Genomic DNA, 26,876 nt, shown 5'->3' with positions numbered 1-26,876 from the left:
GCGATGGCGGCGTTACGCGCGACCTACGGCGCCGCCGCGTCGATCGCCTTCACGATCCGCTTGTCCGAGACCGGCTGGGCCGTGCCCAGGGCGTGGGCGAAATAGCTCACCCGCAGCTCCTCGATCATCCACCGGATGTCCAGGACCTGCCGAGGCACCGGCCTGCCCTGCGGGAGCTGTTCCAGCAGCCAGGCGTACTCGTCCCGCATCTCGTGGACCTTCTCCATGCGCGTCGTGTCGCGTTGGACGTTGGTCGGCATCTGCTGCAGCCGGCGGTCCACAGCGACCAGATAGCGCATCAGGTCCGGCAGCCTCGGCAGCCCGGTGCGGGTGACGAAGCCGGCCGGCATGAGGGCCGCGAGCTGGTCCTTGACGTCCTGGACGTTGTTGATGAGCACCAGGCTGTTCGTGGCCTTCAGCCGGCGCTCACACGCCTGCCAGGCCGCCAGGATCTGCTGGACCTGGCCGACCGTGCGGACCGTCGCGTCGACGAGATCGGCGCGGACCTTGTCGTACAGCTTGCGGAAGGACTCCTCGTCCCACGCGGGCCCGCCGTGGTCCGCGATCAGCTTGTCCGCCGCCGCCGTCGCGCAGTCCTCGAACAGCGCCTGCACGGAGCCGTGCGGATTGCGGGACAGCGCCAGCTTCTGCTGGTTGGTGAGCTTGTCCGAGGCGAACTTGGCAGGGCTGACCGGGATGTTGAGCAGGATCAGCCGCCGCGTCCCCGCCCACATCGCCTGCTGCTGCTCGGCTTCCGTGTCGAAGAGGCGTACGGCGACGCTGTCGCCCCGGTCGACCAGCGCGGGGTACGCCTTCACCGGCTGCCCCGCCCTGCGCGTCTCGAAGATCCGTACCAGCGTGCCGATGGTCCAGTCGGTCAGGCCTGTGCGCTCGATGGTCTCGCCGCCCGCGCGCTCGGCGGTCGCGGCTGCGGCCTTCGACAGCGCCTGGCGGGCCTTGGGCCGCAGTTGCAGCTTCAGCTCGTCCAGATCCTTCGACTCGGCGATCTTGCGCCGCCGTTCGTCCACGATCCGGAATGTGATCTTGAGGTGGTCCGGCACCCGGCCCAGATCGAAGTCGTCGCCCGTGACGGGCACGCCCACCATCCGCTGGAGTTCGCGCGCCAGCGTCACCGGCAGCGGCTCCTGGAGCGGCACAGCGCGGTCAAGGAACGCCTCCGCGTAGTTCGGCGCCGGTACGTAGTGCCGGCGGATCGGCTTGGGCAGCGAGCGGATCAGCTCCATGACCACGTCGGCGCGCAGCCCGGGGATCTGCCAGTCGAACCCCTCCGAGGTGACCTGGTTGAGCACCTGGAGCGGTACGTGGACGGTCACTCCGTCCGCGTCGGCGCCCGGCTCGAACTGGTAGGTCACCCGGAAGCTGAGCTGGCCCTGCCGCCAGGTGTCCGGGTAGTCGTCCTTGGTGACCGAGCCGGCCTTCTCGTTGATGAGCATCGACCGCTCGAAGTCGAGCAGTTCGGGCTCGTCGCGCCGCTTCGCCTTCCACCAGGAGTCGAAGTGCGCCCCGGAGACGATGTCTTCGGGCACCCGCTGGTCGTAGAAGTCGTACAGCGTCTCGTCGTCCACGAGGATGTCGCGGCGCCGCGCGCGGTGCTCCAACTCCTCGACCTCGCCGAGAAGTTTGCGATTGTCATGGAAAAACTGATGGTGCGTTCGCCAGTCGCCCTCGACCAGCGCGTTGCGGATGAAGAGATCGCGGGACGCCTCCGCGTCGATCCGGCCGAAGTTGACCTTGCGCCGGTCGATGATCGGGACGCCGTACAGCGTCACCTTCTCGTACGCCATGACGGCCGCCGCGTCCTTCTCCCAGTGCGGCTCGCTGTACGTGCGCTTCAGCAGATGGCCGGCCAGCGGCTCGATCCACTCCGGTTCGACCTTGGCGTTGACCCGCGCCCACAGCCGGGACGTCTCCACCAGCTCGGCCGACATGATGAACCGCGGCGGCTTCTTGAACAGCGCCGAGCCGGGGAACACCGCGAACTTCGCGCTGCGCGCACCCAGATACTCGTTCTTCGCGCCGTCCTTCACGTCCTTCATGCCGATGTGCGACAACAGCCCCGCCAGCAGCGACACATGGACGGACTGGTCGGCGGCTGCCGTGTCCTCGTCGCCGATCTTCAGGCCCATCTGCTTGGCGACTGTGCGCAGTTGGGAGTAGATGTCCTGCCACTCCCTGATCCGCAGGAAGTTCAGATACTCCGACTTGCACATCCGGCGGAACGCCGAGGACGACAGCGTCTTCTGCTGCTCCCGTACGTAGCGCCAGATGTTGAGGAAGGCGAGGAAGTCGGACGTCTCGTCCTTGAAGCGGGCATGCTGCTGATCGGCCTGGGTCTGCTTCTCGGCCGGGCGCTCGCGCGGGTCCTGGATGGAGAGCGCGGCGGCGATCACCATCACCTCCCGTACGCAGCCGTTGCGGTCGGCCTCGATGACCATGCGGGCGAGGCGCGGGTCGACGGGGAGTTGGGAGAGTTTGCGCCCGAGGGGCGTCAGCTTCTTCTTCGTATCTTTTTGTGCCGCGTCGAACGCGCCGAGTTCCTGGAGGAGTTGGACACCGTCGCGGATGTTGCGGTGGTCCGGCGGGTCGATGAAGGGGAACTTCTCGATCTCGCCCAGCCCGGCCGCCGTCATCTGGAGGATGACCGAAGCCAGGTTCGTACGGAGGATCTCGGCGTCGGTGAACTCCGGGCGCGAGGTGAAGTCGTCCTCGGAGTAGAGCCGGATGCAGATGCCGTCCGACGTACGGCCGCAGCGGCCCTTGCGCTGGTTGGCGCTCGCCTGCGAGATCCGCTCGATCGGCAGCCGCTGGACCTTGGTGCGGTGGCTGTAGCGGGAGATGCGCGCGTTGCCCGGGTCGATGACGTACTTGATGCCGGGGACGGTCAGCGACGTCTCGGCGACGTTCGTCGCGAGGACGATCCTGCGCCCGCTGTGCCGCTGGAAGACGCGGTTCTGCTCGGCGTGCGAGAGGCGGGCGTAGAGCGGGAGGACTTCCGTGCCGCGGATCTTGCGTTTCTCCAGGGCGTCGGCGGTGTCCCTGATCTCCCGCTCGCCGGAGAGGAAGACCAGGATGTCGCCAGGACCCTCCGACTGGAGTTCGTCGACGGCGTCGGAGATCGCGGTGATCTGGTCGCGGTCGCCCTCCTCGCCGTCCTCCTCCAGCAGCGGCCGGTAGCGGACCTCGACGGGGTACGTACGCCCGGAGACCTCGACGATCGGGGCGTTGCGGAAGTGGCGCGAGAAGCGCTCGGGGTCGATGGTCGCCGAGGTGATGACGACCTTCAGATCCGGTCGTCTGGGCAGCAACTGGGCGAGATAGCCGAGCAGGAAGTCGATGTTGAGGCTGCGCTCGTGCGCCTCGTCGATGATGATCGTGTCGTAGGCGAGCAGCTCGCGGTCGGTCTGGATCTCGGCGAGCAGGATGCCGTCCGTCATGAGCTTGACGAAGGTCGACTCGGGGTTCACCTGGTCGGTGAAGCGGACCTTCCAGCCGACGGCCTCCCCCAGCGGGGTGTCCAGCTCGTCGGCGACGCGCTCGGCGACCGTACGGGCGGCGATCCGGCGCGGCTGCGTGTGCCCGATCATGCCGCGCACGCCGCGGCCCAGCTCCAGACAGATCTTGGGGATCTGCGTCGTCTTGCCGGACCCGGTCTCACCGGCGACGATCACGACCTGGTGGTCGCGTATCGCCTCCAGGATCGTGTCCTTCTTCTGGCTGACGGGCAACTGCTCGGGATAGCTGACCGCGGGCACACGGGCGCCACGCCGCCGGACCCGGTCGGTGGCCTTCTCGGCCTCGGCGGCGATCTCCTCCAGCACGGCCTGCCGTGCCTCGGGCTTGCGGATGCGCCGGGAGCCTTCGAGACGGCGGCCGAGCCGCTGCGCGTCACGCAGCGAGACGTCGGCCAGCAGGGTCTGGAGGTCGGCAAGGGAAGTAGACATACCGGAACCAGGATCTCACCCGGGGCGAGCGAGTGGCGAACCATTTCGCCGGGGGATACGGAAAGCCCCCCGCCGGATGCTCTCGGCAGGGGGTTTCGGGCCTTTGCGGGCCGAGGTGGCTGGGGCCGGGATCGAACCGGCGACCTATCGCTTTTCAGGCGATCGCTCGTACCAACTGAGCTACCCAGCCACGCAATCTCGCGATTGCAGCGGTCCTGACGGGATTTGAACCCGCGGCCTCCACCTTGACAGGGTGGCGAGCACTCCAAGCTGCTCCACAGGACCTCGCTGATGTGCGGGACAAGTCTCGCACACGGTCAAACATGCTCCCAACGGGATTTCCACGGTGTCCTTGAGTGATCGAACAGACACGCTGTGGTGGCCCGATGTCGCTAGATGAGCGTATCAGAATGCGGCACATGCCCTGTCCGCGCTGCGGTCGGCCTTGAGTCTCCACCGGGTGGAGACGGGAGGGTGGACCCATGGACGGCAAGACGCTGTATTCGATCGGTGAGCTGGCCCGTCGGACGGGGCTGACGGTCACCGCCATCCGCTTCTACTCCGACCGAGGCATCGTCCCGGCCGCCGAGCGCAGCCCGGCCGGCTACCGCTTGTACGGCGCCGACGCCGTCGCCCGCCTGGATCTCGTACGGACGCTACGCGAGCTGGGCCTCGACCTGTCCACGGTCCGCCGGGTCCTGGCCGGTGAGCTGACCCTCCCGGAGGCCGCGGCGGCGCAGGCGGAGGCGCTGACGGCCCGGATCGGGACGCTGCGGCTGCGCCGCGCGGTGCTGACGGCGGTGGCCAGACGCGGCTCCACACCCGAGGAGATGGATCTCATGCACAAGCTTGCCAAGCTGTCGGAGGACGAGCGCCGCGCCCTGATCGCGGACTTCCTGGACGCGGTGTTCGGTGACCTGGCGACCGACCCGGCCATCGCCGGGCTCGTCCGCACCCTGACCCCGGAACTGCCCGCCCACCCGGAACCCGAACAGATCGAAGGCTGGGTGGAACTGGCGGAACTCACCCAGAACCCGGACTTCCGGGCCGCGCTGAGGCGCATGGTCGAGCAGCTCGCGGCGGACGCGGGAGGAAGCGGGTCCGTACGCCGCGGCCCGGTGGCGACAGTCCGCGACCAGGTACGACCCGCCCTGGCGGCCGGCGTCGACCCTGCGTCGCGCGGCGCGGACGGGGTGGTGGCGGAGATCACGGCGCGGTACGCGCACGACGGCGGTCTGCGTCGACTGCTGGCCACGCTGGAGACGGCGAACGACCCCCGCAGGGAGCGCTACCTGGAACTGCTCGCAGTGATCAACGGCTGGCCGGCCCCGGAGCGCCTGACACCGGCGCTTGACTGGTCGATCCGCGCGCTGCGGCTGAGAACGGCGGGCTGACTGACGGTGCCTGCCCCGAGCGGCATCTCGCCGCGATTGGCGTGGGGCTGCGGCTCGCCGCAGGGCCGACCGAGCGGTCGTAGAAAATACTTTCGGGACCTAGGCAACCGGATCCTCCCTCCACCCGGTTGACCCGGTGTGGGGTTGACGCGACGGGGCAGTGCCGGAGGAGGGCGGTGACGGATTCGGAGGCGGGCTTCGCGGACTTCGAGGAGTTCGTCACGGCACGCGGGCCCCGCCTGCTGCGCGCCGCCTGGCTGCTGACCGGGGACGCGCATCTCGCGGAGGACCTGGTGCAGACGGTGCTGGCCAAGATGTGGCCCAAGTGGCGCCGTATCGCGGCCGGGAGCCCGGACGGGAGTCCGGAGGCGTACGCCCGCAAGGCGCTGGTGAACACGTACGCGTCGTGGTGGCAGCGGCGTTGGCGCGGCGAGGTGCCGCACGACGTGCTGCCCGACGCGTCGCGGGACACGGCAGGGGTCGACGTCTTCGCAGCCGTCGACCTGGAGCGTTCGCTCGCGGTCGCACTGCGTTCGCTGCCGCCTCGGCAGCGGACGGTGGTCGTGCTGCGCTATTTCGAAGACCTCAGCGTCGAGGAGACGGCCGAAATCCTCGGCTGCCGGCCCGGCACGGTCAAGAGCCAGGCCGCAAAGGCGCTGGGCTCCCTGCGCGGCCTGCTGGCCGTCAACATGCTCGTGGAAGGGCGGTGAATGGTGTTGAACGAAGAGGAGACGGTACGGGTGGCGGAGGACGATCTGCGCATCCTGCTCAAGTACGCCACCCCCGAACTCACCGCGTCGCCGCAGTGGATGCGGCAGATCCGCCGCCGCGTCGTACGGCACAGGCGGCGCCGGCTCGCCCTGCTGACCGCCGTGACGGGCGTCGGGGCGGTGGCGCTCGCCGTCGGTACGCTGACCGGCGCCGGCGTCCTGGACCCGGGTCCGCAGCGCCCCGCGCGCCTGCCCACCGCCGTCGGAACGGTCGGCGTCTCGTCGTCGCCGGGCGGCGCGCGTACGGAGACGGAGAAGGACGCGGACGACCTCGGGCTCGTCATGACGTTGCCCGCCGGGTGGCAGCGGCTGTCCACCTCCGACGCGCGGTCGCTCGTGACGGTCTTCATCGGCAACGGGCAGCGGCTGACCGGCAGTACGTGCGCCGAGCCGACCCGCGACCCCTTCACCTGCGCGCCCGTCTCCCGGCTCGGTGCGGGCGAGGCGCTGCTGGTGCTCCGGCAGGAGGACCAGCCGTACAACTGGTCCTGGCGGAAGACGTTCACCGTCCGGCCGGCGGATCAGGTGGACGACGGTTGCCGCGCGATCGGTGGGTACAAGGAGCTGATGGGCTGGGGCGCCGCCCCCGAACCCGCGGTCAAGAGGCCCGTGATCAACGCCTATGTCTGTTTCAGGGGCCCGTCGTCGTCGACCCTCGCCCAGGTCGAGGACATCCTCGACGGCGCCGTACTGCCCGCGGTCCCGTCCGCCGGGCCGGACGGGTACCCGCACCACTGATCCGATCCGTTCTGTTCTGTTCCGAAAGGGATTCTCGATGCCTTCACGCCACCCCGTCGCCCTCGTGCTGGCGGCTGCCGCACTGGCCGCGGTGTCCGGCTGCGGCACCGGCGGTACATCCGGCACCGGCACCGGCACCGGCGCCGCGCCGCGTACGCAGCAGGCCGCGCCGCTCTCGCCGCTCTCCGGGGCGGCCACCGCGACCATGAGCCCGCTGCCCCGGCAGCTTCCGGGGCTTGGCGCGCGGACACTGGCCGAGGTGCCGGGCGACGCCCGCCAGGTCGTGATCGTGACCGGCCGGGGCACGAACTCCCCGCTGTCCCAGGTGGCGTTGTACCGGCGCACCGCCAACGGCTGGGACGCGGGCGCCACCTGGGCCGCCCACAACGCCAAGGAGGGCTGGCGCGCGGACCACCGGGCAGGCGATCTGCGTTCTCCCGTCGGCGTGTTCGCGCTCACCGACGCGGGCGGCCGGCTCAGCGATCCCGGTACGCGCCTCCCGTACGACCACGCGCCCGTCGGCTTCTCCATCGGCGGAACCGGCTTCGCGGGCGAGCCCCTCGCCGGGTCCTTCGACTACGTCGTCGCCATCAACTACAACCGCGCGCCGGGCACTTCCCCGCGCGACTGGACCCGCCCGGAAGGCGCGGGCAAGGGCGGCGGGATTTGGTTCCACGTCGACCACGGCGGTCCCACGCATGGCTGCGTCAGCCTGGCCAAGCCCCACATGAAGACGCTCCTGCGCACCCTCGACCCGGCGCTGCACCCGGTCGTCGTCATGGGCGACGCCGCCTCGCTCGCCCGCTGATCCTGCCCCTGCACGCACTCCAGGCCGGGACGCGCATCGCGTCCCGGCCTGGCAGTGTTCTGGAATTGTGCCCCCAACGGGATTCGAACCCGTGCTACCGCCTTGAAAGGGCGGCGTCCTGGGCCACTAGACGATGAGGGCTAGGGCGCGAGCAGCATATGGGATCGGCCGAGGTATCGCCAAAACGGTTTATCGGGTGGGTGCGGGGACGGCCCTGGTGGGCGTGGGTACGGGGGTCCTCGGCCGGGAGGGGGACTCCGACGGGGACAGGGAATCCGACGGGGAGGGGGACTCCGACGGCGACGCGTCCGCCCCCGGCGCTCCCGCCTCCGCCGGCAGGTGGCGGCTCACCTCCGCCGTGGTCAGGCCCAGGCCGCCGAGGGTGATCTCGTCCCAGGCCTGGAGGTGCTTCGTCGTACGGTCCAGATAGAGCACCGAGGCGTTCACCTTCTCCGGGCTGTTGTTCTGCAGGGCGCGCAGCCCGCCCCCGCCCGTCGAGCCCTCCACCTTCAGCCGGGTGCCGAACGGCAGCACCTTGTTCTCGCGGTGGTGGACATGGCCCGCAAGGACGAGGGGGACCGCGCCGTCGGTCTGCTCGGCCGCCACCGGCTCGTGCGCCACGGCGATGTCCACCGGCGTGCCCGCCTGGGCCTGGTCGCGCAGCGCCGACGCAAGGCGCGCGCCCGCCAGCCGCTCGGCCGGGTCGCCCTTGGCCGCCACCGACCGGTCCGGGGTGAACTGCGGGTCGCCCATCCCGGCCACCCGCAGCCCCGCCACCGTCACGGCCCTGCCGTTGTCCAGGACCCGGACGTTCTTCATCCGTTCCAGATAGCGCTGGGTGACGTCCGAGTCGTGGTTGCCGCGCACCCAGACGTACGGGACGCCCAGGTCGGCGATGGGGTCGAGGAAGCTGTTCTCGGCGGCGGCGCCGTGGTCCATGGTGTCGCCCGAGTCGATCACGGCGTCGATCTTGTACTCGTCGACGAGCGAGCTGATGATCTGCCAGGACGCCGGGTTCAGATGGATGTCCGAGACGTGCAGCACGCGCAGCGTCGCCGGGTCGGGCTGGTAGGCGGGGAGCGTGGACGTCGCGTCGTACAGCCTGGTCACGTTGGTGACGAGCCGGGCCAGCTCCTTCTGGTAGACGTCGAAGTCGGTGACGATCGAGCGGGCGCTGCCGACCACCTGCGGGGCCGAGGAGAGCAGCCCGGAGAACTTCGGCTCCAGCACCGACTTCGGGTTCCAGGTGGCGTACGCGCAGCCCGCCGACGCGGCCAGCAGGGTCAGCGCGAGCCCGCCGGCCGCCAGCGCGCGGCGGGGCCTGCGGTAGACGGCCAGGCCCAGGGCCGTCGCGCCGGACACGACGGCGACGCAGGAGCGTACGGCCAGCTCGGTCGCGCCGTTCGCCACGTCGTGGCCGACCTCCTCCTGGAGCCCGGAGATCCGGTCCGGGTGGTTGACCAGCGCCTGCGAGCGGACCGGGTCCAGCCGGTCGACGTCCACGTCGAGCCGTAGCGGCCCGGTGTGCGAGTCGAGTTCGAGCGCGCCGAGCGGCGAGACGTTGATCTTCGTACCGCCGGTCAGCGACGGCCGCAGCGCCATCCGCGTGTCCATCGGGCCGACCGGCGTCCGTACGCTGCCGACGACCAGCAGCCCCAGATAGGCGCCCAGCAGCACCACGGCGACCAGGCCGAACGAGCGGGTGAACGGATGCGGTGCGTGCGGCGAGTGGCTGAGCGCGTTCGCCGGGTTCTTGCCCCCTGGCCTGAGGCGGCGCTCCAGTCGTACGAGGGCGGTGCGGGCAGCACGGAACGGGACATGAAGTACCTCACGGGCCATTGGGCGCGTATGCCCGCGCCGCCCCTCTGCCATGCCTGGCGGACGCCGGTACCCGCGCCACGGCCCTGCTACGGGAGAATGGCCGCGTGCTGGAAATGACGCGTGAGGAGTTCGAGGAGCTGGTCTCCGAGGCGCTCGACCGGATCCCGCAGGAGCTGACCCGGCTGATGGACAACGTGGCGGTGTTCGTCGAGGACGAACCCGAGGCCGCCGACCGCGAGCTGCTCGGGCTGTACGAGGGGACGCCGCTGACCGACCGGGGGGAGTGGTACGCCGGGGTGCTGCCCGACCGGATCACCATCTACCGCGGTCCTACGCTGCGGATGTGCGCGACGCGGGAGGACGTGGTGGCGGAGACGGAGATCACCGTCGTGCACGAGATCGCGCACCACTTCGGGATCGACGACGAGCGGCTGCACGCCCTGGGGTACGGATGAGCGACGACGACCGGCGGGATCCCCCCGACGACCGGCACGACAGTCGGCACGACCCGGGGCACGACCCGGGGCACGACGCCTCCCACGAAGCCGCCTTAGAGCCCGTCGACCCCGACATCGACCTCCAGATGCCCGCCCAGCGCGCGGAGCTGGCGGCAGGTCACCTCTGGCCGGTGCTCGCCGTCATCTCGGCGGGCGGCGCCGTGGGAGCCGCGGCGCGCTACGGCGCGATCCTGCTCTGGCCGACGCCGGCCGGGGCGTTTCCCTGGACGGTCTTCTGGATCAACCTGCTGGGCTGCGCGCTGATCGGGGTGCTGATGGTCCTCGTCAGCGAGGAGGGCAGGTCGGCGCACCGGCTGGTGCGGCCGTTCCTCGGGGTCGGGGTGCTCGGCGGGTTCACGACCTTCTCGACGTACGCGTCCGGCTTCGCCGACCTGCTCACCCGCGACGAGGCGGGCCGGGCGCTCGCATACGCGGCCGGGACGCTCGCGGGCGCCATGGCCGCCGTCTGGGCGGCGGCCACCGTGACCCGCCGGCTGGTGCACCGCACGGAGGCGGCCCGGTGAACTGGCTGCTGGTGATCGTCGGGGCCGTCGTCGGCGCCCCGCTGCGGTATCTGACGGACCGTACGGTCCAGGCGCGGCACGACTCCGCCTTCCCCTGGGGCACGATGGCGGTCAACACGGCGGGCAGCCTGATCCTGGGGATCGTGTCCGGGGCGGCGGTCTCGTCGGGGACGTACGCGCTGATCGGTACGGGCCTGTGCGGGACGCTCACGACGTACTCGACCTTCTCGTACGAGACGCTGCGGCTGGCCGAGCGCGGCTGGAGGTTCTTCTCGGCGGCGAATGTGCTGGTGTCGCTGTTCGTGGGGCTCGGAGCGGTGTTCCTCGGGACGGAGCTGGGGCGGGGCTTCTTCGCGCACTGAGCGGGACGTGGGGGCGTACCGACGCGTGCTGAGCGGGACGTGGGGGCGTACCGACGCGTGCTGAGCGGGACGTGGGGGCGTACCGACGCGTGCTGAGCGGGACGTGGGGGCGTACCGACGCGCGCTGAGCGGGCCGTCTCGGCGTACCGACCGGGCCCCGGCCCGGCAAAAGCGTGTCCCCGGACCGGAAAAGCGCGTTGGGCAGTGAAATCCCGCCCCCGCCGCCGGCGAGGCGGACCGCGTCCCGTGCCCCCGGAGGTGCCACTCGTGCGCCCTTTGCCCGCCCCAGGCCGTCTCGCTCTCTGGATCGCCACCTCGCTGGCGGTCGCAGCCTCGGCCGGCTGCATGAGCGTCGGCCACGACGCGGGGAAGCCGTCCCCCGCGCACTCCGCCGGGCACCACGGCGCCGGCACGGAGCCGGACGGCGGTACGGGCGCGGTGGCCGGCCCGTCCGGCGACTGGCGGGGCGACGACGGGGTGTACGGCTCGGCGCGGCCGCCCAAGGGCGTCAAGCGCGGGGAGGACAAGGGAGTTTCGGCACGACCGCAGCCCTCGGGCGGCCCCTCGCCGGACATCAGGCCCGGCGGCGGTGCGGACGGTACGGCCGATCCGGCGCCGCCGGGGGAGCTGCCCGCACCGTCCGCACCGCCGTGGTGGCACCGCCCGCACCGGCCGCACCGCCCCCACCAGGACCCGTCCACCGAGCCCCCGCAGCCGGCCGATCCCGACCCCGGCCCCGGGCCCGGCACCGACCCCGATCCGGGGCCGCCCGCCGAGCCGCCGTCGGCCTCACCGGCGGCCGATGTGCGGACGGGCGCGCTGGCGGGTGCGGGCGCTCCGGGACTGCGCCGGGAGCCGTCGGCATCACCGCAGGTGGGACCGGTGTGACGGGGGTCGCAGCGGGGCTGTTTGCCTAAGCGGGGGGAGGATGCGTATGGTAGTAGATCGTTTGACCATTGCCTGGCGCCGACACAGAAGAGCGCCGCGTGGCGCGTACTCTCCCTTGCCGTGGCTGACCGCATTGAGGCGGTCGATTTGCGAATCACGGAGTTTGGGCGCGTGCCGAGACTCCGGAAGGTTTCGCATTTCGCATGTCCATTTCCAGTACTGACCACGCCGTCATGCCCGAGAACGAGTCCAACGAGTCCCCCGAGGCGATCGCCGAGATCGCAGCGGTTGTCGAGACCGTAGAGACCCTCACGGGTACGGAGACGGCCCCCGAGGCTGCCGAAGCTTCGGACCCCCAGACGACGAGCACGACGAACACGGAGACCGTGAACACCACGAACACCGAGACCTTGATCACCGAGCCGACCGAGACTGCGGCCACCGAGGCGACGACCGCCGAGGCGACGACCGCCGGGACCCCGGCGACGGAGACCCCCGTCACCGAGACCCCGGCCGTCACGGACAGCACCCCGGCCGTCGAGGCGCCGCAGGCTTCCGGGACCCCCGTCACCGAGACCCCGGCCGTCACGGACAGCACCCCGGCCGTCGCGGACAACAACGCCGAGAACCCGGGCATCACCTTCACCGACCTGGGTCTGCCCGAAGGCATCGTCCGCAAGCTGGCGCAGAACGGCGTCACTTCGCCCTTCCCGATCCAGGCTGCGACCATCCCGGACGCCCTGGCCGGCAAGGACATCCTCGGCCGTGGCCGTACCGGCTCCGGCAAGACGCTCTCCTTCGGTCTGCCGATGCTGGCCACCCTCACCGGCGGCCACACCGAGAAGAAGAAGCCGCGCGGCATCATCCTCACGCCGACCCGCGAGCTGGCGATGCAGGTCGCCGACGCGCTCCAGCCGTACGGCGACGTCCTCGGCCTGAAGATGAAGGTCGTCTGCGGCGGTACGTCGATGAGCAACCAGATCTACGCCCTTGAGCGCGGCGTCGACATCCTGGTCGCCACCCCGGGCCGACTGCGCGACATCATCAACCGCGGCGCCGCCTCGCTGAGCGAGGTCAAGATCGCGGTCATCGACGAGGCCGACCAGATGTCCGACCTGGGCTTCCTGCCCGAGGTCACCGAGCTGCTCGACCTGGTGCCGGCCGGCGGCCAGCGGATGCTGTTCTCCGCCACCATGGAGAACGAGATCGGCACGCTGGTCAAGCGCTACCTGACCAACCCGGTCAGCCACGAGGTGGACAGCGCCCAGGGCAACGTCACGACCATGAGCCACCACGTGCTCGTCGTGAAGCCCAAGGACAAGGCGCCCGTCACGGCGGCGATCGCCGCCCGCAAGGGCCGCACGATCATCTTCGTACGGACGCAGCTCGGCGCCGACCGTATCGCCGAGCAGCTCCGCGACTCGGGCGTGAAGGCCGACGCCCTGCACGGCGGGATGACGCAGGGTGCCCGTACGCGCGTTCTTGAGGACTTCAAGAAGGGCTACGTCAACGCGCTCGTCGCGACCGACGTCGCCGCGCGCGGTATCCACGTCGACGGCATCGACCTGGTCCTGAACGTGGACCCGGCCGGTGACCACAAGGACTACCTGCACCGCTCGGGCCGTACCGCCCGCGCAGGCAAGTCGGGCGTCGTGGTGTCGCTCGCCCTGCCGCACCAGCGCCGGCAGATCTTCCGGATGATGGAGGACGCGGGCGTCGACGCCTCGCGCCACATCGTCGGCGGAACCGGCGTATTCGAGACGGAGGTCGCCGAGATCACCGGCGCCCGTTCGCTCACCGAGGTCCAGGCCGACTCGGCCAACAACGCGGCCAAGCAGGCCGAGCGCGAGGCCGTCGAACTGGCCAAGCAGTTGGAGCGCGTGCAGCGCCGCGCCACCGAACTGCGCGGCGAGGCCGACCGGTTGGTCGCCCGTGCCGCGCGCGAGCGGGGCGACGACCCCGAGGTGGCGGTGGCCGAGATGGCCGCCGAGGCCGAGCGCGCCGTGTCGGAGGCGGCTGCCGCCGCCGCTGCCGTCCCCGAGCAGTCGGCGCCGCGCGACGACCGCAAGCGGGACGACCGGGGCAACTTCGAGCGCCGCGACGACCGCGGCGAGCGGAGCGGCCGTGGGGGCGCCCGTGGCTACACCCCGCGTGAGGGCGGCGGCGACCGTGGCGGCTTCCAGCGCCGCGACGACCGTCGTGACGACCGCAGGGACGACCGCGGCGGCGACCGCGGTGGGTTCCAGCGCCGTGACGACCGTCCGGCCGGTGGCGGCTTCCGCCGTGACGACCGCAGGGACAGCAGCACCGGTGGCGGCTTCAACCGCGACCGCAACGACCGCGGCGGCGACCGTGGCGGGTTCCAGCGCCGTGACGACCGCCCGGCGGGTGGCGGCTTCCGCCGCGACGACCGCAGGGACAGCAACACGGGTGGCGGCACCGGTGGCGGCAGCACGGGCGGCGGCTTCAACCGCGACCGCCGTGACGACCGCGGCGGCGACGACCGCGGTGGCCGTCCGTTCAACCGTGACCACCGCAGCACCGACCGTCCGTTCAACCGCGACCGCCGCGACGACCGTCCGGCCGGCGGCGGCTTCCGCACCGGCGGTCACGACCGGCCCACCGGCCGCCGTGACGACCACCGCGGTGGCTCGACGGGCACCGGCACCGGCTCCTTCGGCCGCCGCGACGACAAGCCCCGCTGGAAGCGCAACGGCTGACCGTCCGCCCCGGCCGCGAGGCTGACCGGCACGGCTGACTGACACGACGACAGGGCCTGTGCCCCACCGACCAGGTGGGGCACAGGCCCTGTCGCTGTGCTGCCCGGCTCGCGTGACCCGCCGACGACGGGATACCCGATCGGCCCGCGCCCCCCGGCGGGCTATGCTCGGGTTGTTGTGCCTGGGCCGTTAGCTCAATTGGTCAGAGCAGCGGACTTTTAATCCGTTGGTTGTGGGTTCAAGTCCCACACGGCCTACCCCACCAGGCTGCCGGCCCCTTCGGCTGCCGTCTGTTTCGGCCGCCGTCTCAGCCGGTGGGCCGGGAGAGTGCGTCGCGTGCCGTGTGCGGCTCCCGGCCCAGAAGCTTGCCGAGCAGGGGGTCGACGTCGGCGAAGCCGCCCGTCCGGTCGCCGCCGCCGTCACCCTGCGCGCCGCGCTGCCGGAGTTGACGACGCTCACCCCCCACGAGCGCGCCCTGCTCGGCGACTGGCTGGACCGCGTCTCCGGCGCGTGAGGGCCGCTCGGCCCGTGAGAGCTGCTCGGGACGCCGAACCCGGTCCGGCGGGCCCTGGTTAAGAGGCGCTGGGTTCCTGGGTGTGGCGGATCGCGTCCAGGACGATGTGGGCGACGTGTTCGTCCATCAGTGAGTACTCGATCTCGCGCGCCTGGCGGCGGGTGGAGACGATCCGCGAAGCGCGCAGGACGCGCAGGTGTTGAGAGACCAGCGGTTGGCTGACGCCGAGCGCGGTGACCAGTTCGTGGACGCGCTTGTCGCCGCCTGACAGCTCGCGCACTATGCCGAGCCGCACCGGCGACGCCAGGGCCCGCAGCAGTTCGCTCGCCGCGTTGAGGGCCGCTGCCGGGCCGCCGGGGGCGTCAGCCGATTCAGCCGCGTCAGCCGCTGGGTCTGTCATATGCGCACATTAGCATGTGATAACGAGAGTCAACTGGTCGGGACCGCGCGGTCAGTGATCGTCCCAGTGGCCCTCGTGCGCGGCGTGCCGGTGGCCGTCGTGCACGTAGTCCGTGTGGCCGTCGTGGGGTACGGCGACGTGTCCGCACGTGGGGCCGTGTTCGTGGGTGTGGCTGCCGTGCACCTCGTGGCCCTCTTGCGCGCATTCGTCCACGTGGTCGTCGTGGACCCGGTGCAGATGGCCGTCGTGCGCGTAATCCGTGTGGTCGCCGTGCGGGATCGCCACATGGCCGCAGTTGGCGCCGTGGGTGTGGTCGTGTCCGGCGTGCGGGCGGTGGTCGACAGAAGTGGGCATGACGGAACCTCTCTGTGTGATGTATTGCAACATTAGCATATGGCTATGTCTGCATGTGTGGAGGTGTCCGCGCCGCCGTCATCGGCGAGTTGGCATCTCTGCGTGTGGTGATGATTTTCATATTCCAATATCAATCTCTAGTTATGACAATCATTTCCATCTAGCGTCATGGGTGTCCGGAGCGTCGGCAGTCCGCCGAGGCGTCCGGCCTCGCTGAGGAGATCCCGTTCCATGAACGCTGTCCGCACCCGGCTCGCCGTCGGCGGTGTCGCCGTTCTGGCCGCGACGAGTGTCGCCGCCTGCTCCAGTTCGTCCCCGTCCCCGTCCCCGTCGTCGGCCGGAGGCTCGGTCCGAAGTGGCGGAGGGCCGATCCGGGTGGTGGCCGCCGAGAACTTCTGGGGGAGCATCGCCGGTCAACTGGGCGGCAGCCATGTGCAGGTGACCAGCATCATCGACAACCCCGACGCCGACCCGCACGACTACGAGCCCACGGCGGCCGACGCGCGTACCGTCGCCGGCGCGCGGTACGCGATCGTCAACGGCGTCGGATACGACTCCTGGGCAGGCAAGTTGCTGGCGGCCGGCCCGTCGTCCGGCCGTACGGACCTGACCGTCGGCGAGCTGGTCGGCGTCAAGGACGGGGGGAATCCGCACCGTTGGTACTCGCCCGACGACGTCCACCGCGTCGTCGAGCGGATCACCGCCGACTACAAGAAGCAGGACCCGGCGAACGCGGCCGACTTCGACCAGCTCAAGAAGACCTTCGAGACGACGACGCTCGCCCCGTACAACAAGCTGACAGCGGACATCAAGGCCACCTACGGCGGCACGCCCGTCGGCGCGTCCGAGTCGATCGTCAGCCCGCTCGCCGAGGGGCTCGGTCTGAAGATGCTGACTCCTGACTCCTTCCTGACCGCGGTCAGCGAGGGCACCGACCCGACCGCCAAGGACACGTCGGCGATCGACCGGCAGATCGCCGAGAAGAAGATCAAGGTCTATGTCTACAACAGCCAGAACGCGACCCCCGACGTCCAGGCCCAGGTGAAGGCGGCCAAGGCGCACGGGATACCGGTGGCCACCGTCACCGAGACGCTGACCCCGGCGGGGGCCACCTTCCAGGCGTGGCAGGTACGTCAACTCCAGGGCATCCAGCGGGCGCTGGCCGAGGCGACCCGCCCATGACCGCCCCCGTGGTGTCGATGCGCGGCGCCGCCGTGCGAGTTGGCGGGCGGACGCTGTGGTCCGGGGTCGATCTGGACGTCGGCGCGGGGGAGTTCGTGGCCGTGCTCGGGCCCAACGGGGTCGGCAAGTCCACGCTCGTGAAGGTCCTCCTCGGGGTGCTGCCCCCGGCGGCCGGTGAGGTGCGTGTGCTCGGCGGGCGGCCGGGCCGGGCGGGGCGCCGGGTCGGCTATCTGCCGCAGCGGCGCAGCTTCGACGCGTCCCTGCGGATGCGCGGCACCGACATCGTGCGGCTCGGCTGGGACGGCGACCGGTGGGGCGTACCGCTGTTCGGCGGCCTTCGGGCCGCCGGGCGGGCGCGCGGCCGGGCGGCGGCCGACCGGATCGCCGAAGTGATCGCGCTGGTCGGCGCCGAGGCGTACGCGGACCGGCCGATCGGGCGCTGCTCGGGCGGCGAGCAGCAGCGGCTGCTCATCGCGCAGGCGCTCGTACGCCGTCCCGAACTGCTGCTGCTCGACGAGCCGTTGGACAGCCTCGACCTGCCGAACCAGGCCGCGGTAGCCGCGCTCGTCGGCCATATCTGCCGGGCGGAGGGGGTCGGCGTGATCATGGTCGCGCACGACGTCAACCCGATCCTGTCCCGGCTCGACCGGGTGGTGTATCTCGCCGAGGGCGGCGCGGTCGCCGGTACTCCGGCGGAGGTCATCACGTCCGGGACGCTGAGCCGGCTCTACGCCACGCCCGTCGAGGTGCTGCGGACCTCCGACGGCCGGCTCGTCGTCGTAGGACAGCCGGAGCCACCGGCCGAACACACCGACCGGCACGCGGGGGCCGACCGTGCTGACGGCTGACGTGTACGGCGCGGCGGGCGCGGCCGGGCTGTCCGCCGGGCTGTCCGCCGGGCCGGGCGGCTGGTCGTGGAACCCGCTCGCCGACCTGCGGCAGATGTGGGCGTTCCCCTTCATGGTCAACGCCTTCCGGGCCGGCACCCTGATCGCGGTGGGGGCCGCCGTGATGGGCTGGTTCATGGTGCTGCGGCGGCAGAGCTTCGCCGGGCACACGGTGGCGACCGTCGGTTTCCCCGGCGCTGCGGGCGCCGCGCTGCTCGGTGTCGGCGCGGTCTACGGGTACTTCACGTTCTGCGTCGCCGCCGCGCTCGTGATCGCGGTGCTGCCGCGCGGGGGGCGGGCGGCCGGTGGGCACGAGTCGGCCGGCGGACACGAGTCGGCCGTCACAGGGACCGTCCAGGCGTTCCTGCTGGCCTGCGGGTTCCTGTTCACCACGCTGTACAACGGGCTGCTCGGCGGCGTCACTTCGCTGCTGTTCGGCAGCTTCCTGGGGATCACCACGGCCCAGGTGTGGCTGCTGCTCGCCGTGACCGCCGCCGTCCTCGCGGTGCTCGCCGTCATCGGCAGGCCGCTGCTGTTCGCCTCCGTCGACCCGGACGTGGCGGCGGCTCGCGGCGTACCGGTACGGCTGCTGTCCACGGCCTTCCTGGTCCTGCTCGGCGCCGCGGTGGCGGAGGCGAGCCAGATCACCGGCTCGCTGCTGGTGTTCGCGCTGCTCGTGATGCCGGCGGCCACGGCGCAGACCCTGAGCGCCCGGCCCGCCGTGAGCCTCGCGCTGTCCGTGGTCATCGCGGTGGCGGTGACCTGGTTCGGGCTGATCACCGCGTACTACTCCTCGTATCCGATCGGGTTCTACGTGACGACGTTCGCGTTCGCCGGTTACGTCGTCGCGTACGCCGTGACCCGTACAACCCGTTTCGCCGGGGCACGGACATGAGCCCCGGACAGGTGGCCGGACAGGTTCTCGCCGCGCCCGGCTGGGCCGGTGCGCTCACGCACCCGTACTTCCAGCACGCGCTGCTCGCGGGCACCGCCGTCGCCGCCGCCTCGGGGCTCGTCGGCTACTTCCTCGTCCTGCGCGCCCAGGTGTTCACCGGCGACGCGCTCAGCCATGTGTCCTTCACCGGCGCGCTCGCCGCGCTCGCCCTCGGCCATGACCTGCGGCTCGGCCTGTTCGCCGCGACCATCGCCGTCGCGCTGCTGCTCGGCACCCTGGGGCGCGGCGGCCGGGCGGACGACGTGGCCATCGGGGCCGTCTTCAGTTGGATCCTCGGCCTCGGCGTCTTCTTCCTCACCCTCTACACGACCTCGCGCAGTGCGGGGAACGGCGGCGCCGGGGTCACTGTCCTCTTCGGCTCGGTCTTCGGGCTCTCCGCGGGGCAGGCGCTGACCGCGGCCCTGGTCGCCGCCGGTATCTGCGCGGCCGTCGTCGGCATCGCCCGGCCGCTGCTGTTCGCGTCCGTGGACGAGGCGGTCGCGGCGGCGCGCGGTGTGCCCGTACGGCTGCTGGGTTTCGTGTTCCTGGTGCTGGTGGGCGCGTGCGCTGCGGAGGCGACCCAGGCCGTCGGCTCGCTGCTGCTGCTCGGCATGCTCGCGGCGCCGGCGGGCGCGGCCCAGCGGCTCACCGACCGGCCGTACCGCGCGCTCGCCCTGTCGGCCGGGCTCGCCGTCGCGGAGATGTGGGCCGGGCTCGGGCTGAGTTACGCGGTGCCCGGCGTACCGCCGAGCTTCGGCGTCATGGCGGCGGCCACGGCGGTGTACGGCGCGGCGTACGCGGTCGGCGCGCGAGGCGGCGCGCGCGGTCGGCGCGCGCGGCTTCGGGCGCCTTCCGCTTACGCCGTAGCAGGTCACACCCCCGGACCCGCCGGGGCCCGCCCCCGGCCGAAAAGGCCATGTACTGAGCGGAGTTGAGCTGTGGCAGACTGCGCGCATCTTTCACCGCCCGGGGGTGTGATGTGAGCGAGCCCAGGTCGGCTCCGACGATCGGTCAGCTCGTGCTCAGCAGGCAGTTACGTGCCTTACGCGAGAACGCGGGTTTCAGCCGTGAGAGGGCGGCCAAACTGCTGCGGGTCACCGTCGGGACGGTGCGCCGGATGGAGCTGGCGGAGGTCTCGCTGAAGATTCCGTATGTCCAGACCCTGCTGCCCGCTTACGGTGTCGCCGACGCCGACATGGAGACCTTCCTCCGGCTGGCGGACGAGGCGAACCGGCCGGGCTGGTGGCAGCGGTTCTACGACGTACTCCCCGAGTGGTTCAGCGGCTACGTCAGCCTCGAAGAGGCCGCCCAGACGATCCGCTGCTACGAGCCGCACTTCGTGCCGGGCCTGCTCCAGACCGAGGCGTACGCACGCGAGGTGCTGATCGCGGGCGCGATGGGACGGCTGGACCTGGACCGCGTCGACCGCCACGTCGAACTGCGCACCCGGCGCCAGTCCCTGCTCACCCGCCCCGACGACGCGCCCGCGTTCTGGGCGGTGCTGGACGAGACGGTCCTGCGCAGAACGGTCGGCTCGCCCGCGATCATGCGCGAACAGGTCGACCGGCTGCTGGAGGCCACGGAACTCCCGAACGTGACGCTGCAAATAGCCGAATTCGCCGCCGGCCACCACGCGGGCACGTACAGCCCCTTCGTGCTCTTCCGCTTCGCCGTGCCCGAATTGCCGGACATGGTGTACATCGAATACCTGACGGGCGCGCTCTATCTCGACGAGCCCGACGAGGTCGCCGGCCACATGGAGGCGATGGACCGCATGGTCGCCCACGCGGAGACCGCGGCCCGCACCAAGCAGATCTTGTCCGCCCTCCGCAAAGAGCTGTGACCCGGCCCCACTATGCTTCGGGGTGCGGGCCGTTAGCTCAATTGGTCAGAGCAGCGGACTTTTAATCCGTTGGTTGTGGGTTCAAGTCCCACACGGCCTACGTGAGGCGCCAGGTCAGGAGGGTCTGACCTGGCGCCGTCCGCGTTTCAGGCGGGTTGGCTGGTGCCGCACGGGTAGCAGATGTACCAGCCGTCCTGTGTACGCGTCATCTGCCCGCCGCACTTGGTGCACGCCATGGGGCCTCCCGACTCTCGGCACGTCGCTCTCAGCACGTACTGGGCCTGAGTATTCAGACCAAGTGCGGGCGGGCGTCGGCTATGTGCGTCTTCGGCCCGGATAGATGACAGGGGGCGTCCTGGGTTGACCCCGCACCGCCAAGGGGCACAGGGCGGTGGCGCACACTGGTGGGCAGTGGGGCCGCCGACCGCCGTGTGCCCGCTCTCCACCGGACGGGAAGTGGCCCATGGCCGACGGGACAGCAGGGGGCCGGAGCCTCGCCGGCAGTGGCAGGCAGCCGCTGCTGCGGCTGCGGGGTGCCGCGCGCAGTTACGGGAGCCGGGTGGCGCTCGCGCCCGTCGATCTCACGGTGGAGCGCGGGGAGTGCGTGGCGCTCGTCGGCGCCAACGGGTCCGGCAAGTCCACCCTGCTGCGGCTGGCGTCCGGGCGGGAGCAGCCGACGGCCGGGCGGGTCGAGTTCGACGGGCGGAAGATGCGCGAGGAGGACCCGACCACCCGCGCGCGGGTCGCCGTGGTCGGTGACACCGTCGCCTGCTACCCCGATCTCACGGCGCGGGCGCATCTGCTGCTGGTGGCCGTCGCGCAGGGCGTCGGCGACGAGGCGGGGGAGTGGGCCGACCGGGCACTCGCCGACCGGGGGCTCGGGGCGCATGCCGACAGCTACCCCTCGGCGCTGTCCTCGGGGCAGCTCCAGTCCCTGCTGCTGGCCACCGCCTTCGTCCGGCCGCGCGAACTGCTCATCCTCGACGAGCCGGAGCAGCGCCTCGACCCCGGCGCCCGCAGCCGGCTGGCCGAGCAACTGCGGGCCGAGAAGGCGGACGGCGTCGCCGTGCTCGTCGCCACCCACCACACCGATCTGGCCCTGCGGACGGCAGACCGGGTGATCGTCCTGGACGAGGGCAGGGTGCTCAACTCCGGCGACCCCGCCACCGTCCTGGCCGAGCTGACCCTGTGAGCGCGGCTGAGACAGTGGTGGACGAGGACGAGCTGCCCGCCGACCACGACGCGTACTGGGACGAACTCACCGACGACACCCTCGCCCACCTGCGCCGCATACGCGCCGACGCGCGGGCCCAGCAGCGCCGGGACACCGCCTTCGCCGTGTACGTCACGGTCCTGCTGGTCGGCACGTACGGCGGCTTCTACACCATCCAGGTCATCCGGGACGGCACGTTCCACGCCCAGGTCGCCCGGCCGGACATCCCCTGGCAGGCCGCCCTGCCGTACGCGGTGACGGCCGTCTGCACCCTCGCGCTGCTCGCCGTGCTGCGCACCGCGCGCTGGCGCGGTCCCGTCCTGCTCGACGCGCTCACGGTCGACTGGCTGCTGCCGCTGCCGGTGCGCTGGGACCGGCTGCTGCGGCCCAAGTTCCGGGCAGCCGTGGCCAAGGGCGCCGTCGGCGGTGTGCTGCTCGGCGCGTTCGGCGGGCTGAGTCTATGCCTGGCGGGGCTCGGCCCGTTCGCCGTGGACCTGCTCGCCGGGGCCCTCGCGGGCGGCGCCTTCGGCGTACTGACCGTGAGCGCCTCGGCGTTCGTCGCCGTACGGGGCGGGCGCGGCAGCGCCTGGTGGACGCTGCTGCTGAGTGTCCTCGCCGTGCTCTTCGTCCTCCAGGCCGTCCTCGCCTGGTACGGGCACCGCAGCGTGCTCCTGGAGAACGTGGCGCTGTGGTCCGGCCCGTGGGGCTGGGCCGCGCACACCCTCGTCCTCGCCACGGGCGGCAACGCCGTCGTGTCCGGGGCGGGCTGGCTGCTCGCCGCCGTGCTGCTCGTCGGCTCGGCCGCCGGCTGCGCCCTGTGGGCCGGTCGGCAGGCGCCGCTGATCAGCGGTGAGTTCCTGCGCGAGCGCGCCCGTACGGCCGACGGCGTCGCCGCCGCCGTCGGCACGGCGGACCTGCGCCGGCTGCGGCTCGCCGCCCGCGCGGGCGCGGGCGACACCCGCCTCGACCGGGCCCGCTGGAGCCCCCGGCCGCCGCGCCGCCGCAGCCTGCTGATCCCCTGGCGCGACGCCGTCGCCCTGACCGCGGCGCCCGCCCAGGCGGGCTGGGGCCTCGCGTGGTGGGCCGGCGCCTTCGCCGCCTCCTCGACGGCCGTGGCCGCCGACACGACCCCCGCGCGGCTCTGCGCCCTCGCCGCCACCCTCGTCTTCGGCTATCTGGCGGCGGGCCGCTGGGTCGAACCGGCCTGGACGGAGGCGGACGATCTGCGCCGCTCCCGGCTGCTGCCGTACCCGTACCCCGCGCTGATGCTGCGCCACGCGCTGCTGCCGACGGCCGCCCTGGCCGGTACGGCGGCGGTCGGCTGCGGCGTACTGGCCCTGCTCGGGCTGCCGGTCATGCCCGGCGTCGCCGTCCTCGTATCGGCGCCCGCGCTGGTGGGCGCCGCGCTGGTGTCGGCGAACCGGGGGAGCATGCCGCAGGCGCTGTTCATCGGGACCGACACGATGATGGGCAACACGGCGCCGGTCCAGGTGCTGCTCTGGTACGTACGGGCGCCGCTGGTCATCTGTACAGCACTGGCGCCCGCCGTGTACTACCTGTCCGGCGGTACGGCGCACCCGACCGCGCTCGTCGTCTCGGCCGCCTTGGTGGCGGCGGCGACGGCCGGCGCCCTCGGGTGGACCTGGGGCAGGGCGCGGCGGCTCTACGCTCAGTAGTGGCGCTGTGACGTGCGGTGGACCATGGGCCGACCTGCGGCGGGGTGTGACGGAATCGGCGGGGTCCAGGGGAAAAGAAAAGCCCCGAGAGGCTGCGGAGCGGCCGGGATCGTCGCACTCTTGGGCCTATGAGTGATGCACCGATCGTCGTACACCGGGCGTCCGGGACAGGCGGCCGGCGGGTCACCGTCCGCGGGCAGATCATGGGACTCGCCCACTCGGACGACCACCTGGTCGAGTTCCTGCGGTTGGCCGGCCTGCCCGACGCCTTCGATCTGCTCGACGATCCGGGCTGGGTGGAGTGGCAGGGCGGCCTCCCGCACGAGTACGGCTCGAACTGACGTCCTTGAACTGACGTCCTTGAACTGACGTCCTCGGGCTGACGCCTCCGTCTCTTTCTCCGCATTCACTCCGCCACGATGGCCGCCAGCTCCGTCAGGCCGTTGACGCGCCAGTCCGCCGCCTCGACCACATCCGGGTCGTCCGCCCACAGGAAGCCCCACGGCCCGCGCCGCAGATGCGCGGTGCGCAGCCCGGCCCTGCGGGCGGGGAACAGGTCGTACGCGGGGTGGTCGCCGACGTACAGCGTCCGGTCGGCCGGCGCCTGCGCCACCTCGACGACATGCGCGAAGAACTCCGGCAGCGGTTTGGCCGCGTCCCACTCGGCCGAGGTGGCGACCAGATCGACGGGCAGGTCGAGGCCGCGCAGCAGCTCGCCCGCCCGGACCGTCTGGTTCCCCGCGAGTACGACCCGGACGCCGAGCGCCCGGAGCCCGGCGAGCGCCGGACGTACGTCGGGGTAGAGGTCGGACTCGTCCAGATGCTCACCGCGCCCCGCGCTCTCCCGCGCCCGGTACGCCTCGGCCACGTCCATACCGGGTTTGATCAGGCGCAGGGCGTCGGTGGCTTCCCTGTTCTGCGCGGTCACCGCCCCGGCGAGAGCGGACATGGTGTGCCGGGGAACACCCAGCCAGTCGGCCCAGGAGGCCCAGTAGCGGTCGTCGCGAACGAGGGTCTCGCCGACGTCGAACACGATGGTTTCAATCACCGGTCCAACCCTAGGGTGCGACTCTCCGCCCATTGTCAGTGGCTGGCCGTAGCCTTGCTCCCATGTTCGCTTATCCGTCCGCTTCTTCGCGTTCTTCCCGCGCCCGCGGTCCCGTGCGGTCCGCCGCCGTCGTCAATTCGGAGATCCGCGCCCTCTGGGCGCAGGCAGGCGCCGGCCTCTCGCCGGCCGAGCAGGAGCGCTATCAGCGGCTGCTGGTGGAGTGGTCGGCGGCGGTGAAGGCCGAGGTCGTGACGGCCGCCTGAGAACCGCGGTGGCCCGAAAGTGGAGATGATCTTGGTCGGGATGCCGTAGTGTTGTGTTTACCGACGCGGGGTGGAGCAGCTCGGTAGCTCGCTGGGCTCATAACCCAGAGGTCGTAGGTTCAAATCCTGCCCCCGCTACTCACCACCGAAGGCCCGGATCCACACTGGATCCGGGCCTTCGGTAATTCCGCCGCCCCGACCGGGCACCGCGGCGCACAAGAGCTTGCTGTCAGAGCTTGCGCCGCCCGGCGGAGGGGCGGATCGTCGGAGTGGACGGCCGGATCTTCGCCGGGCGGGCCGGTAGCCCACTCGGTCGATGCGGGTCGCAGCCCGGCGCGGCAGCGGCCAGCCTTGGTGGGGCGCGGTACCGTCCGCGACCGTAGCCGGAGCGGCAGGAGAGACAACTGGTGGGGATGCTTGGGAGCCGCAGGACTCCGGTAGCGCGCAGGGTGCCACGCGCGGACGGCGAGCAGAGCCCCCGCGCGCGCTGGCTCGTACGCTGCATGCCCGCTCTGGTGATCTTCGTGGGTGTCGTCTTCGACTCGGCCACCCCCACGCGCTTCACCGCATCCCCCTTCTTCGCCGCGGCCCCGCTGGTCGCCGCGCCCTTCTTCACCCTGACGGGCACCCTGCTGACGGGCATCGCCGCCGTGGCGATCGACGTGGTGCTGCGGGTCTTCGGGGACGGGCTCTTCAGACTCCAGGCGTTCACCGAGCTGCTGACGATCCTGGTGGTCTCCGTCCTCGCGCTCGCCATCAACCGCATCGTCCGCCGCACCAACGAGCGGCTGACCTCTGCCCGGATCATCGCCGAGACCGCGCAGCGCGCCGTGCTGCCGACACCGGCCGACCGGATCGGCGGGCTGCACATCGCCGCGCGGTACGAGGCGGCGCAGGAGGGCGCGTTCATCGGGGGCGACCTGTTCGCCGTACAGGACACCCCGCACGGGGTACGGCTCGTCGTCGGCGACGTACGGGGCAAGGGGCTCGGGGCCGTCGAGACCGTGTCCGTGGTCATCGGGGCCTTCCGGGAGGCGGCGGAGCAGGAAAGCTCGCTGGAGGGGGTCGCGCAGCGGCTGGAACGCGCCATGACACGCGAGGGCGCGCGGCGCGGCACCATCGATGTCTTCGAGGGGTTCACCACCGCCGTGCTCGCCGAGATCCCGCACGGCAAAGAGGTCGTGCGGCTGATCAACCGGGGCCATCCGGAGCCGCTGATGCTGTTCGCCGACGGCGCCGCGCTGATGCTCTCGCCGAGCGAGTTCGCGCTGCCGCTCGGGATGGCCGAGCTGGGCGGGTGGCCGGACCGCTCCGACGAGATCGAGTACCCGACGGGCGCGACGCTGCTCTTCTACACGGACGGCCTCTCCGAGGCGCGCGACCGGCACGGCGTCTTCTACGACCCGCGCGGCCGGCTGGACGGGGTGATCTTCCCGGGGCCCGACGAGCTGCTCGACGCGATGATCGGTGACGTACGGGTGCACACGGGCGGCGGACCCAACGACGACATGGCGCTGCTCGCGGTCAGCAGGCCGGCGGAGGGGCAGCCGGAGCGGCGCAGAACGATGCCGGTCGTGCCGTAAGGCCCTGCCGGTCGTGCCGTAGCGCGCGTCGCACCGCATGCGGGCCGGTCGCCGGAACGCGTCCGGATCCCGGCTCGCGACCCGTCCGGATCCCGGCTCGCTACCTTCCGTGTTCGAACGGCGCCCCTGCGCATAACTACTGACACACCGTCAGAAACCCGGGTGGGTCCGTAAACCCGTCAACTCGCCCGACTGCGCCAGCATGTGTCCCATTACGTCCGATGCGAACTTGTTAACGATCACTGGGAACAGCTTGGAATAACGGCCTGGTCTCTATTAACGTTCGATAACGCAGCGCGGTCGTCCCAGCCGTCGTCAGAGATGGCGCCGTGCCGCACGCGCCGAATTCCGCAAGGAAACCGGGGAACCAACAATTGGGGTGAATCGGGCGCCTCTTGCTGCCGCGAAGCAGCGAGTCGCACTCGTAGGAGACCTTCCTGCTCCGAACCCGTCAGCTAACCCGGTAGGCGAGAAGGAAGGAAAGGAGAGCGCCCC

25 protein-coding genes, 6 tRNA genes and 1 riboswitch are annotated in these 26,876 nt (G+C 71.6%); of the genes, 23 read left to right on the top strand and 8 right to left on the bottom strand.

The features are described from left to right. Positions 1–23: 23 nt before the first annotated feature. The 3 genes from hrpA to ACZ63I_RS28480 all read right to left on the bottom strand — a co-directional run bounded on the left by hrpA (position 24) and on the right by ACZ63I_RS28480 (position 4,247). Positions 24–3,962, bottom strand: coding sequence for an ATP-dependent RNA helicase HrpA (gene hrpA, locus ACZ63I_RS28490; protein ID WP_469342011.1), 3,939 nt, complete (start codon positions 3,960–3,962; stop codon positions 24–26). A gap of 116 nt (positions 3,963–4,078) precedes the next feature. Next, a tRNA-Phe gene (locus ACZ63I_RS28485) sits at positions 4,079–4,152 on the bottom strand. 20 nt (positions 4,153–4,172) lie between these two features. Next, positions 4,173–4,247 (bottom strand) — tRNA-Asp (locus ACZ63I_RS28480). 197 nt (positions 4,248–4,444) lie between these two features. On the opposite strand from ACZ63I_RS28480, the gene ACZ63I_RS28475 reads away from it, so the two are divergent. From ACZ63I_RS28475 to ACZ63I_RS28460, 4 genes are all read left to right on the top strand, one after another. After that, on the top strand, positions 4,445–5,356 hold the full coding sequence (locus ACZ63I_RS28475; RefSeq protein ID WP_469342010.1) for a MerR family transcriptional regulator: 912 nt from the start codon (positions 4,445–4,447) through the stop codon (positions 5,354–5,356). Positions 5,357–5,532: 176 nt separating this feature from the next. Further along, the gene (locus tag ACZ63I_RS28470; protein ID WP_469342009.1) at positions 5,533–6,066 is read left to right on the top strand and encodes a SigE family RNA polymerase sigma factor; all 534 of its coding nucleotides are present in this window, start codon (positions 5,533–5,535) and stop codon (positions 6,064–6,066) included. Then, entirely contained in the window at positions 6,067–6,864 is a 798-nt protein-coding gene (locus ACZ63I_RS28465) for a hypothetical protein (protein ID WP_469342008.1), read from the top strand. A 37-nt stretch (positions 6,865–6,901) separates the two neighbouring features. Then, the gene (locus ACZ63I_RS28460) at positions 6,902–7,672 is read left to right on the top strand and encodes a L,D-transpeptidase family protein (RefSeq protein WP_469342006.1); all 771 of its coding nucleotides are present in this window, start codon (positions 6,902–6,904) and stop codon (positions 7,670–7,672) included. 68 nt (positions 7,673–7,740) lie between these two features. Here ACZ63I_RS28460 and ACZ63I_RS28455 read toward each other — a convergent pair. Together ACZ63I_RS28455 and ACZ63I_RS28450 are read right to left on the bottom strand one after the other, a co-directional pair. Then, positions 7,741–7,813 (bottom strand) — tRNA-Glu (locus tag ACZ63I_RS28455). 48 nt (positions 7,814–7,861) lie between these two features. After that, positions 7,862–9,511: a metallophosphoesterase family protein gene (locus ACZ63I_RS28450; RefSeq protein ID WP_469342005.1), complete on the bottom strand. Its 1,650-nt coding sequence runs from the start codon at positions 9,509–9,511 to the stop codon at positions 7,862–7,864. Between the two features lie 86 nt (positions 9,512–9,597). Between ACZ63I_RS28450 and ACZ63I_RS28445 the strand changes: the two genes are divergently transcribed. The 7 genes from ACZ63I_RS28445 to ACZ63I_RS28415 all read left to right on the top strand — a co-directional run bounded on the left by ACZ63I_RS28445 (position 9,598) and on the right by ACZ63I_RS28415 (position 14,998). Beyond that, positions 9,598–9,948, top strand: coding sequence for a metallopeptidase family protein (locus tag ACZ63I_RS28445; protein WP_041986830.1), 351 nt, complete (start codon positions 9,598–9,600; stop codon positions 9,946–9,948). Positions 9,949–10,076: 128 nt separating this feature from the next. Then, entirely contained in the window at positions 10,077–10,514 is a 438-nt protein-coding gene (locus ACZ63I_RS28440; RefSeq protein WP_469342195.1) for a FluC/FEX family fluoride channel, read from the top strand. Further along, positions 10,511–10,876, top strand: coding sequence for a fluoride efflux transporter FluC (locus ACZ63I_RS28435; RefSeq protein WP_469342004.1), 366 nt, complete (start codon positions 10,511–10,513; stop codon positions 10,874–10,876). The genes ACZ63I_RS28440 and ACZ63I_RS28435 overlap by 4 nt, the downstream gene beginning before the upstream one ends. Before the next feature lie 267 nt (positions 10,877–11,143). Next, the gene (locus ACZ63I_RS28430; RefSeq protein WP_469342003.1) at positions 11,144–11,764 is read left to right on the top strand and encodes a hypothetical protein; all 621 of its coding nucleotides are present in this window, start codon (positions 11,144–11,146) and stop codon (positions 11,762–11,764) included. A 203-nt stretch (positions 11,765–11,967) separates the two neighbouring features. Further along, positions 11,968–14,484 carry a DEAD/DEAH box helicase gene (locus ACZ63I_RS28425; protein ID WP_469342001.1) on the top strand — a complete coding sequence of 839 codons (2,517 nt, stop codon included), beginning with the start codon at positions 11,968–11,970 and terminating at the stop codon, positions 14,482–14,484. 183 nt (positions 14,485–14,667) lie between these two features. Then, positions 14,668–14,741 (top strand) — tRNA-Lys (locus ACZ63I_RS28420). Positions 14,742–14,827: 86 nt separating this feature from the next. Then, the gene (locus ACZ63I_RS28415; protein ID WP_469341999.1) at positions 14,828–14,998 is read left to right on the top strand and encodes a hypothetical protein; all 171 of its coding nucleotides are present in this window, start codon (positions 14,828–14,830) and stop codon (positions 14,996–14,998) included. A 58-nt stretch (positions 14,999–15,056) separates the two neighbouring features. Here ACZ63I_RS28415 and ACZ63I_RS28410 read toward each other — a convergent pair whose 3' ends face one another. Continuing rightward, positions 15,057–15,398, bottom strand: a complete 342-nt coding sequence (locus ACZ63I_RS28410; RefSeq protein WP_469341998.1) for an ArsR/SmtB family transcription factor — start codon at positions 15,396–15,398, stop codon at positions 15,057–15,059. Positions 15,399–15,449: 51 nt separating this feature from the next. Next, entirely contained in the window at positions 15,450–15,752 is a 303-nt protein-coding gene (locus ACZ63I_RS28405) for a hypothetical protein (RefSeq protein ID WP_469341997.1), read from the bottom strand. Positions 15,753–15,983: 231 nt separating this feature from the next. Here ACZ63I_RS28405 and ACZ63I_RS28400 point away from each other — a divergent pair, with 231 nt between their 5' ends. From ACZ63I_RS28400 to ACZ63I_RS28360, 9 genes are all read left to right on the top strand, one after another. Beyond that, a complete protein-coding gene (locus ACZ63I_RS28400; protein ID WP_469341996.1) occupies positions 15,984–16,934 on the top strand; it encodes a metal ABC transporter solute-binding protein, Zn/Mn family in 951 nt (316 codons plus the stop codon). Next, positions 16,931–17,782 carry a metal ABC transporter ATP-binding protein gene (locus ACZ63I_RS28395; RefSeq protein ID WP_469341994.1) on the top strand — a complete coding sequence of 284 codons (852 nt, stop codon included), beginning with the start codon at positions 16,931–16,933 and terminating at the stop codon, positions 17,780–17,782. Before ACZ63I_RS28400 ends, ACZ63I_RS28395 begins: the two co-directional genes overlap by 4 nt. Further along, positions 17,769–18,716 carry a metal ABC transporter permease gene (locus tag ACZ63I_RS28390; RefSeq protein WP_469341993.1) on the top strand — a complete coding sequence of 316 codons (948 nt, stop codon included), beginning with the start codon at positions 17,769–17,771 and terminating at the stop codon, positions 18,714–18,716. Before ACZ63I_RS28395 ends, ACZ63I_RS28390 begins: the two co-directional genes overlap by 14 nt. Further along, positions 18,713–19,690 (top strand): metal ABC transporter permease, encoded by a 978-nt coding sequence (locus ACZ63I_RS28385; RefSeq protein ID WP_469341992.1) that lies wholly within the window; start codon positions 18,713–18,715, stop codon positions 19,688–19,690. The genes ACZ63I_RS28390 and ACZ63I_RS28385 overlap by 4 nt, the downstream gene beginning before the upstream one ends. A gap of 44 nt (positions 19,691–19,734) precedes the next feature. Next, positions 19,735–20,598, top strand: a complete 864-nt coding sequence (locus ACZ63I_RS28380) for a helix-turn-helix domain-containing protein (protein WP_469341990.1) — start codon at positions 19,735–19,737, stop codon at positions 20,596–20,598. Positions 20,599–20,624: 26 nt separating this feature from the next. Next, positions 20,625–20,698, top strand: a tRNA-Lys gene (locus tag ACZ63I_RS28375). Positions 20,699–21,061: 363 nt separating this feature from the next. Beyond that, positions 21,062–21,790: an ABC transporter ATP-binding protein gene (locus tag ACZ63I_RS28370; protein WP_469341989.1), complete on the top strand. Its 729-nt coding sequence runs from the start codon at positions 21,062–21,064 to the stop codon at positions 21,788–21,790. Then, a complete protein-coding gene (locus ACZ63I_RS28365; RefSeq protein WP_469341987.1) occupies positions 21,787–23,487 on the top strand; it encodes a hypothetical protein in 1,701 nt (566 codons plus the stop codon). The genes ACZ63I_RS28370 and ACZ63I_RS28365 overlap by 4 nt, the downstream gene beginning before the upstream one ends. A 128-nt stretch (positions 23,488–23,615) precedes the next feature. Further along, complete coding sequence (locus ACZ63I_RS28360) at positions 23,616–23,828, top strand: hypothetical protein (RefSeq protein WP_041986810.1); 213 nt, start codon at positions 23,616–23,618, stop codon at positions 23,826–23,828. Positions 23,829–23,893: 65 nt separating this feature from the next. On the opposite strand, the gene ACZ63I_RS28355 is transcribed toward ACZ63I_RS28360, so the two are convergent. Next, positions 23,894–24,532 carry an HAD family hydrolase gene (locus tag ACZ63I_RS28355; RefSeq protein ID WP_469342193.1) on the bottom strand — a complete coding sequence of 213 codons (639 nt, stop codon included), beginning with the start codon at positions 24,530–24,532 and terminating at the stop codon, positions 23,894–23,896. A gap of 65 nt (positions 24,533–24,597) precedes the next feature. Here ACZ63I_RS28355 and ACZ63I_RS28350 point away from each other — a divergent pair, with 65 nt between their 5' ends. The 3 genes from ACZ63I_RS28350 to ACZ63I_RS28340 all read left to right on the top strand — a co-directional run bounded on the left by ACZ63I_RS28350 (position 24,598) and on the right by ACZ63I_RS28340 (position 26,381). Beyond that, positions 24,598–24,798 carry a hypothetical protein gene (locus ACZ63I_RS28350; protein WP_469341985.1) on the top strand — a complete coding sequence of 67 codons (201 nt, stop codon included), beginning with the start codon at positions 24,598–24,600 and terminating at the stop codon, positions 24,796–24,798. Between the two features lie 64 nt (positions 24,799–24,862). After that, a tRNA-Met gene (locus ACZ63I_RS28345) sits at positions 24,863–24,936 on the top strand. A 365-nt stretch (positions 24,937–25,301) separates the two neighbouring features. Continuing rightward, the gene (locus ACZ63I_RS28340; RefSeq protein WP_469341984.1) at positions 25,302–26,381 is read left to right on the top strand and encodes a PP2C family protein-serine/threonine phosphatase; all 1,080 of its coding nucleotides are present in this window, start codon (positions 25,302–25,304) and stop codon (positions 26,379–26,381) included. Positions 26,382–26,710: 329 nt separating this feature from the next. Further along, a riboswitch (cyclic di-AMP (ydaO/yuaA leader) is annotated at positions 26,711–26,866 on the top strand. Positions 26,867–26,876 lie beyond the last annotated feature (10 nt).

Source organism: Streptomyces sp. NPDC087906 (assembly GCF_055584925.1).
Note: the sequence above shows the minus strand (reverse complement) of the source record. Positions and strands in the feature narration are given on the sequence as shown.

What these genes read in the sequence shown, in the direction of transcription:
- hrpA (WP_469342011.1), bottom strand. Translation starts at nt 3,962, where the DNA reads ATGTCTACTTCCCTTGCCGACCTCCAGACCCTGCTGGCCGACGTCTCG.
- ACZ63I_RS28475 (WP_469342010.1), top strand. Translation starts at nt 4,445, where the DNA reads ATGGACGGCAAGACGCTGTATTCGATCGGTGAGCTGGCCCGTCGGACG.
- ACZ63I_RS28465 (WP_469342008.1), top strand. Translation starts at nt 6,067, where the DNA reads ATGGTGTTGAACGAAGAGGAGACGGTACGGGTGGCGGAGGACGATCTG.
- ACZ63I_RS28460 (WP_469342006.1), top strand. Translation starts at nt 6,902, where the DNA reads ATGCCTTCACGCCACCCCGTCGCCCTCGTGCTGGCGGCTGCCGCACTG.
- ACZ63I_RS28450 (WP_469342005.1), bottom strand. Translation starts at nt 9,511, where the DNA reads ATGGCCCGTGAGGTACTTCATGTCCCGTTCCGTGCTGCCCGCACCGCC.
- ACZ63I_RS28440 (WP_469342195.1), top strand. Translation starts at nt 10,077, where the DNA reads ATGCCCGCCCAGCGCGCGGAGCTGGCGGCAGGTCACCTCTGGCCGGTG.
- ACZ63I_RS28425 (WP_469342001.1), top strand. Translation starts at nt 11,968, where the DNA reads ATGTCCATTTCCAGTACTGACCACGCCGTCATGCCCGAGAACGAGTCC.
- ACZ63I_RS28410 (WP_469341998.1), bottom strand. Translation starts at nt 15,398, where the DNA reads ATGACAGACCCAGCGGCTGACGCGGCTGAATCGGCTGACGCCCCCGGC.
- ACZ63I_RS28405 (WP_469341997.1), bottom strand. Translation starts at nt 15,752, where the DNA reads ATGCCCACTTCTGTCGACCACCGCCCGCACGCCGGACACGACCACACC.
- ACZ63I_RS28400 (WP_469341996.1), top strand. Translation starts at nt 15,984, where the DNA reads ATGAACGCTGTCCGCACCCGGCTCGCCGTCGGCGGTGTCGCCGTTCTG.
- ACZ63I_RS28395 (WP_469341994.1), top strand. Translation starts at nt 16,931, where the DNA reads ATGACCGCCCCCGTGGTGTCGATGCGCGGCGCCGCCGTGCGAGTTGGC.
- ACZ63I_RS28385 (WP_469341992.1), top strand. Translation starts at nt 18,713, where the DNA reads ATGAGCCCCGGACAGGTGGCCGGACAGGTTCTCGCCGCGCCCGGCTGG.
- ACZ63I_RS28370 (WP_469341989.1), top strand. Translation starts at nt 21,062, where the DNA reads ATGGCCGACGGGACAGCAGGGGGCCGGAGCCTCGCCGGCAGTGGCAGG.
- ACZ63I_RS28360 (WP_041986810.1), top strand. Translation starts at nt 23,616, where the DNA reads ATGAGTGATGCACCGATCGTCGTACACCGGGCGTCCGGGACAGGCGGC.
- ACZ63I_RS28350 (WP_469341985.1), top strand. Translation starts at nt 24,598, where the DNA reads ATGTTCGCTTATCCGTCCGCTTCTTCGCGTTCTTCCCGCGCCCGCGGT.
- ACZ63I_RS28340 (WP_469341984.1), top strand. Translation starts at nt 25,302, where the DNA reads ATGCCCGCTCTGGTGATCTTCGTGGGTGTCGTCTTCGACTCGGCCACC.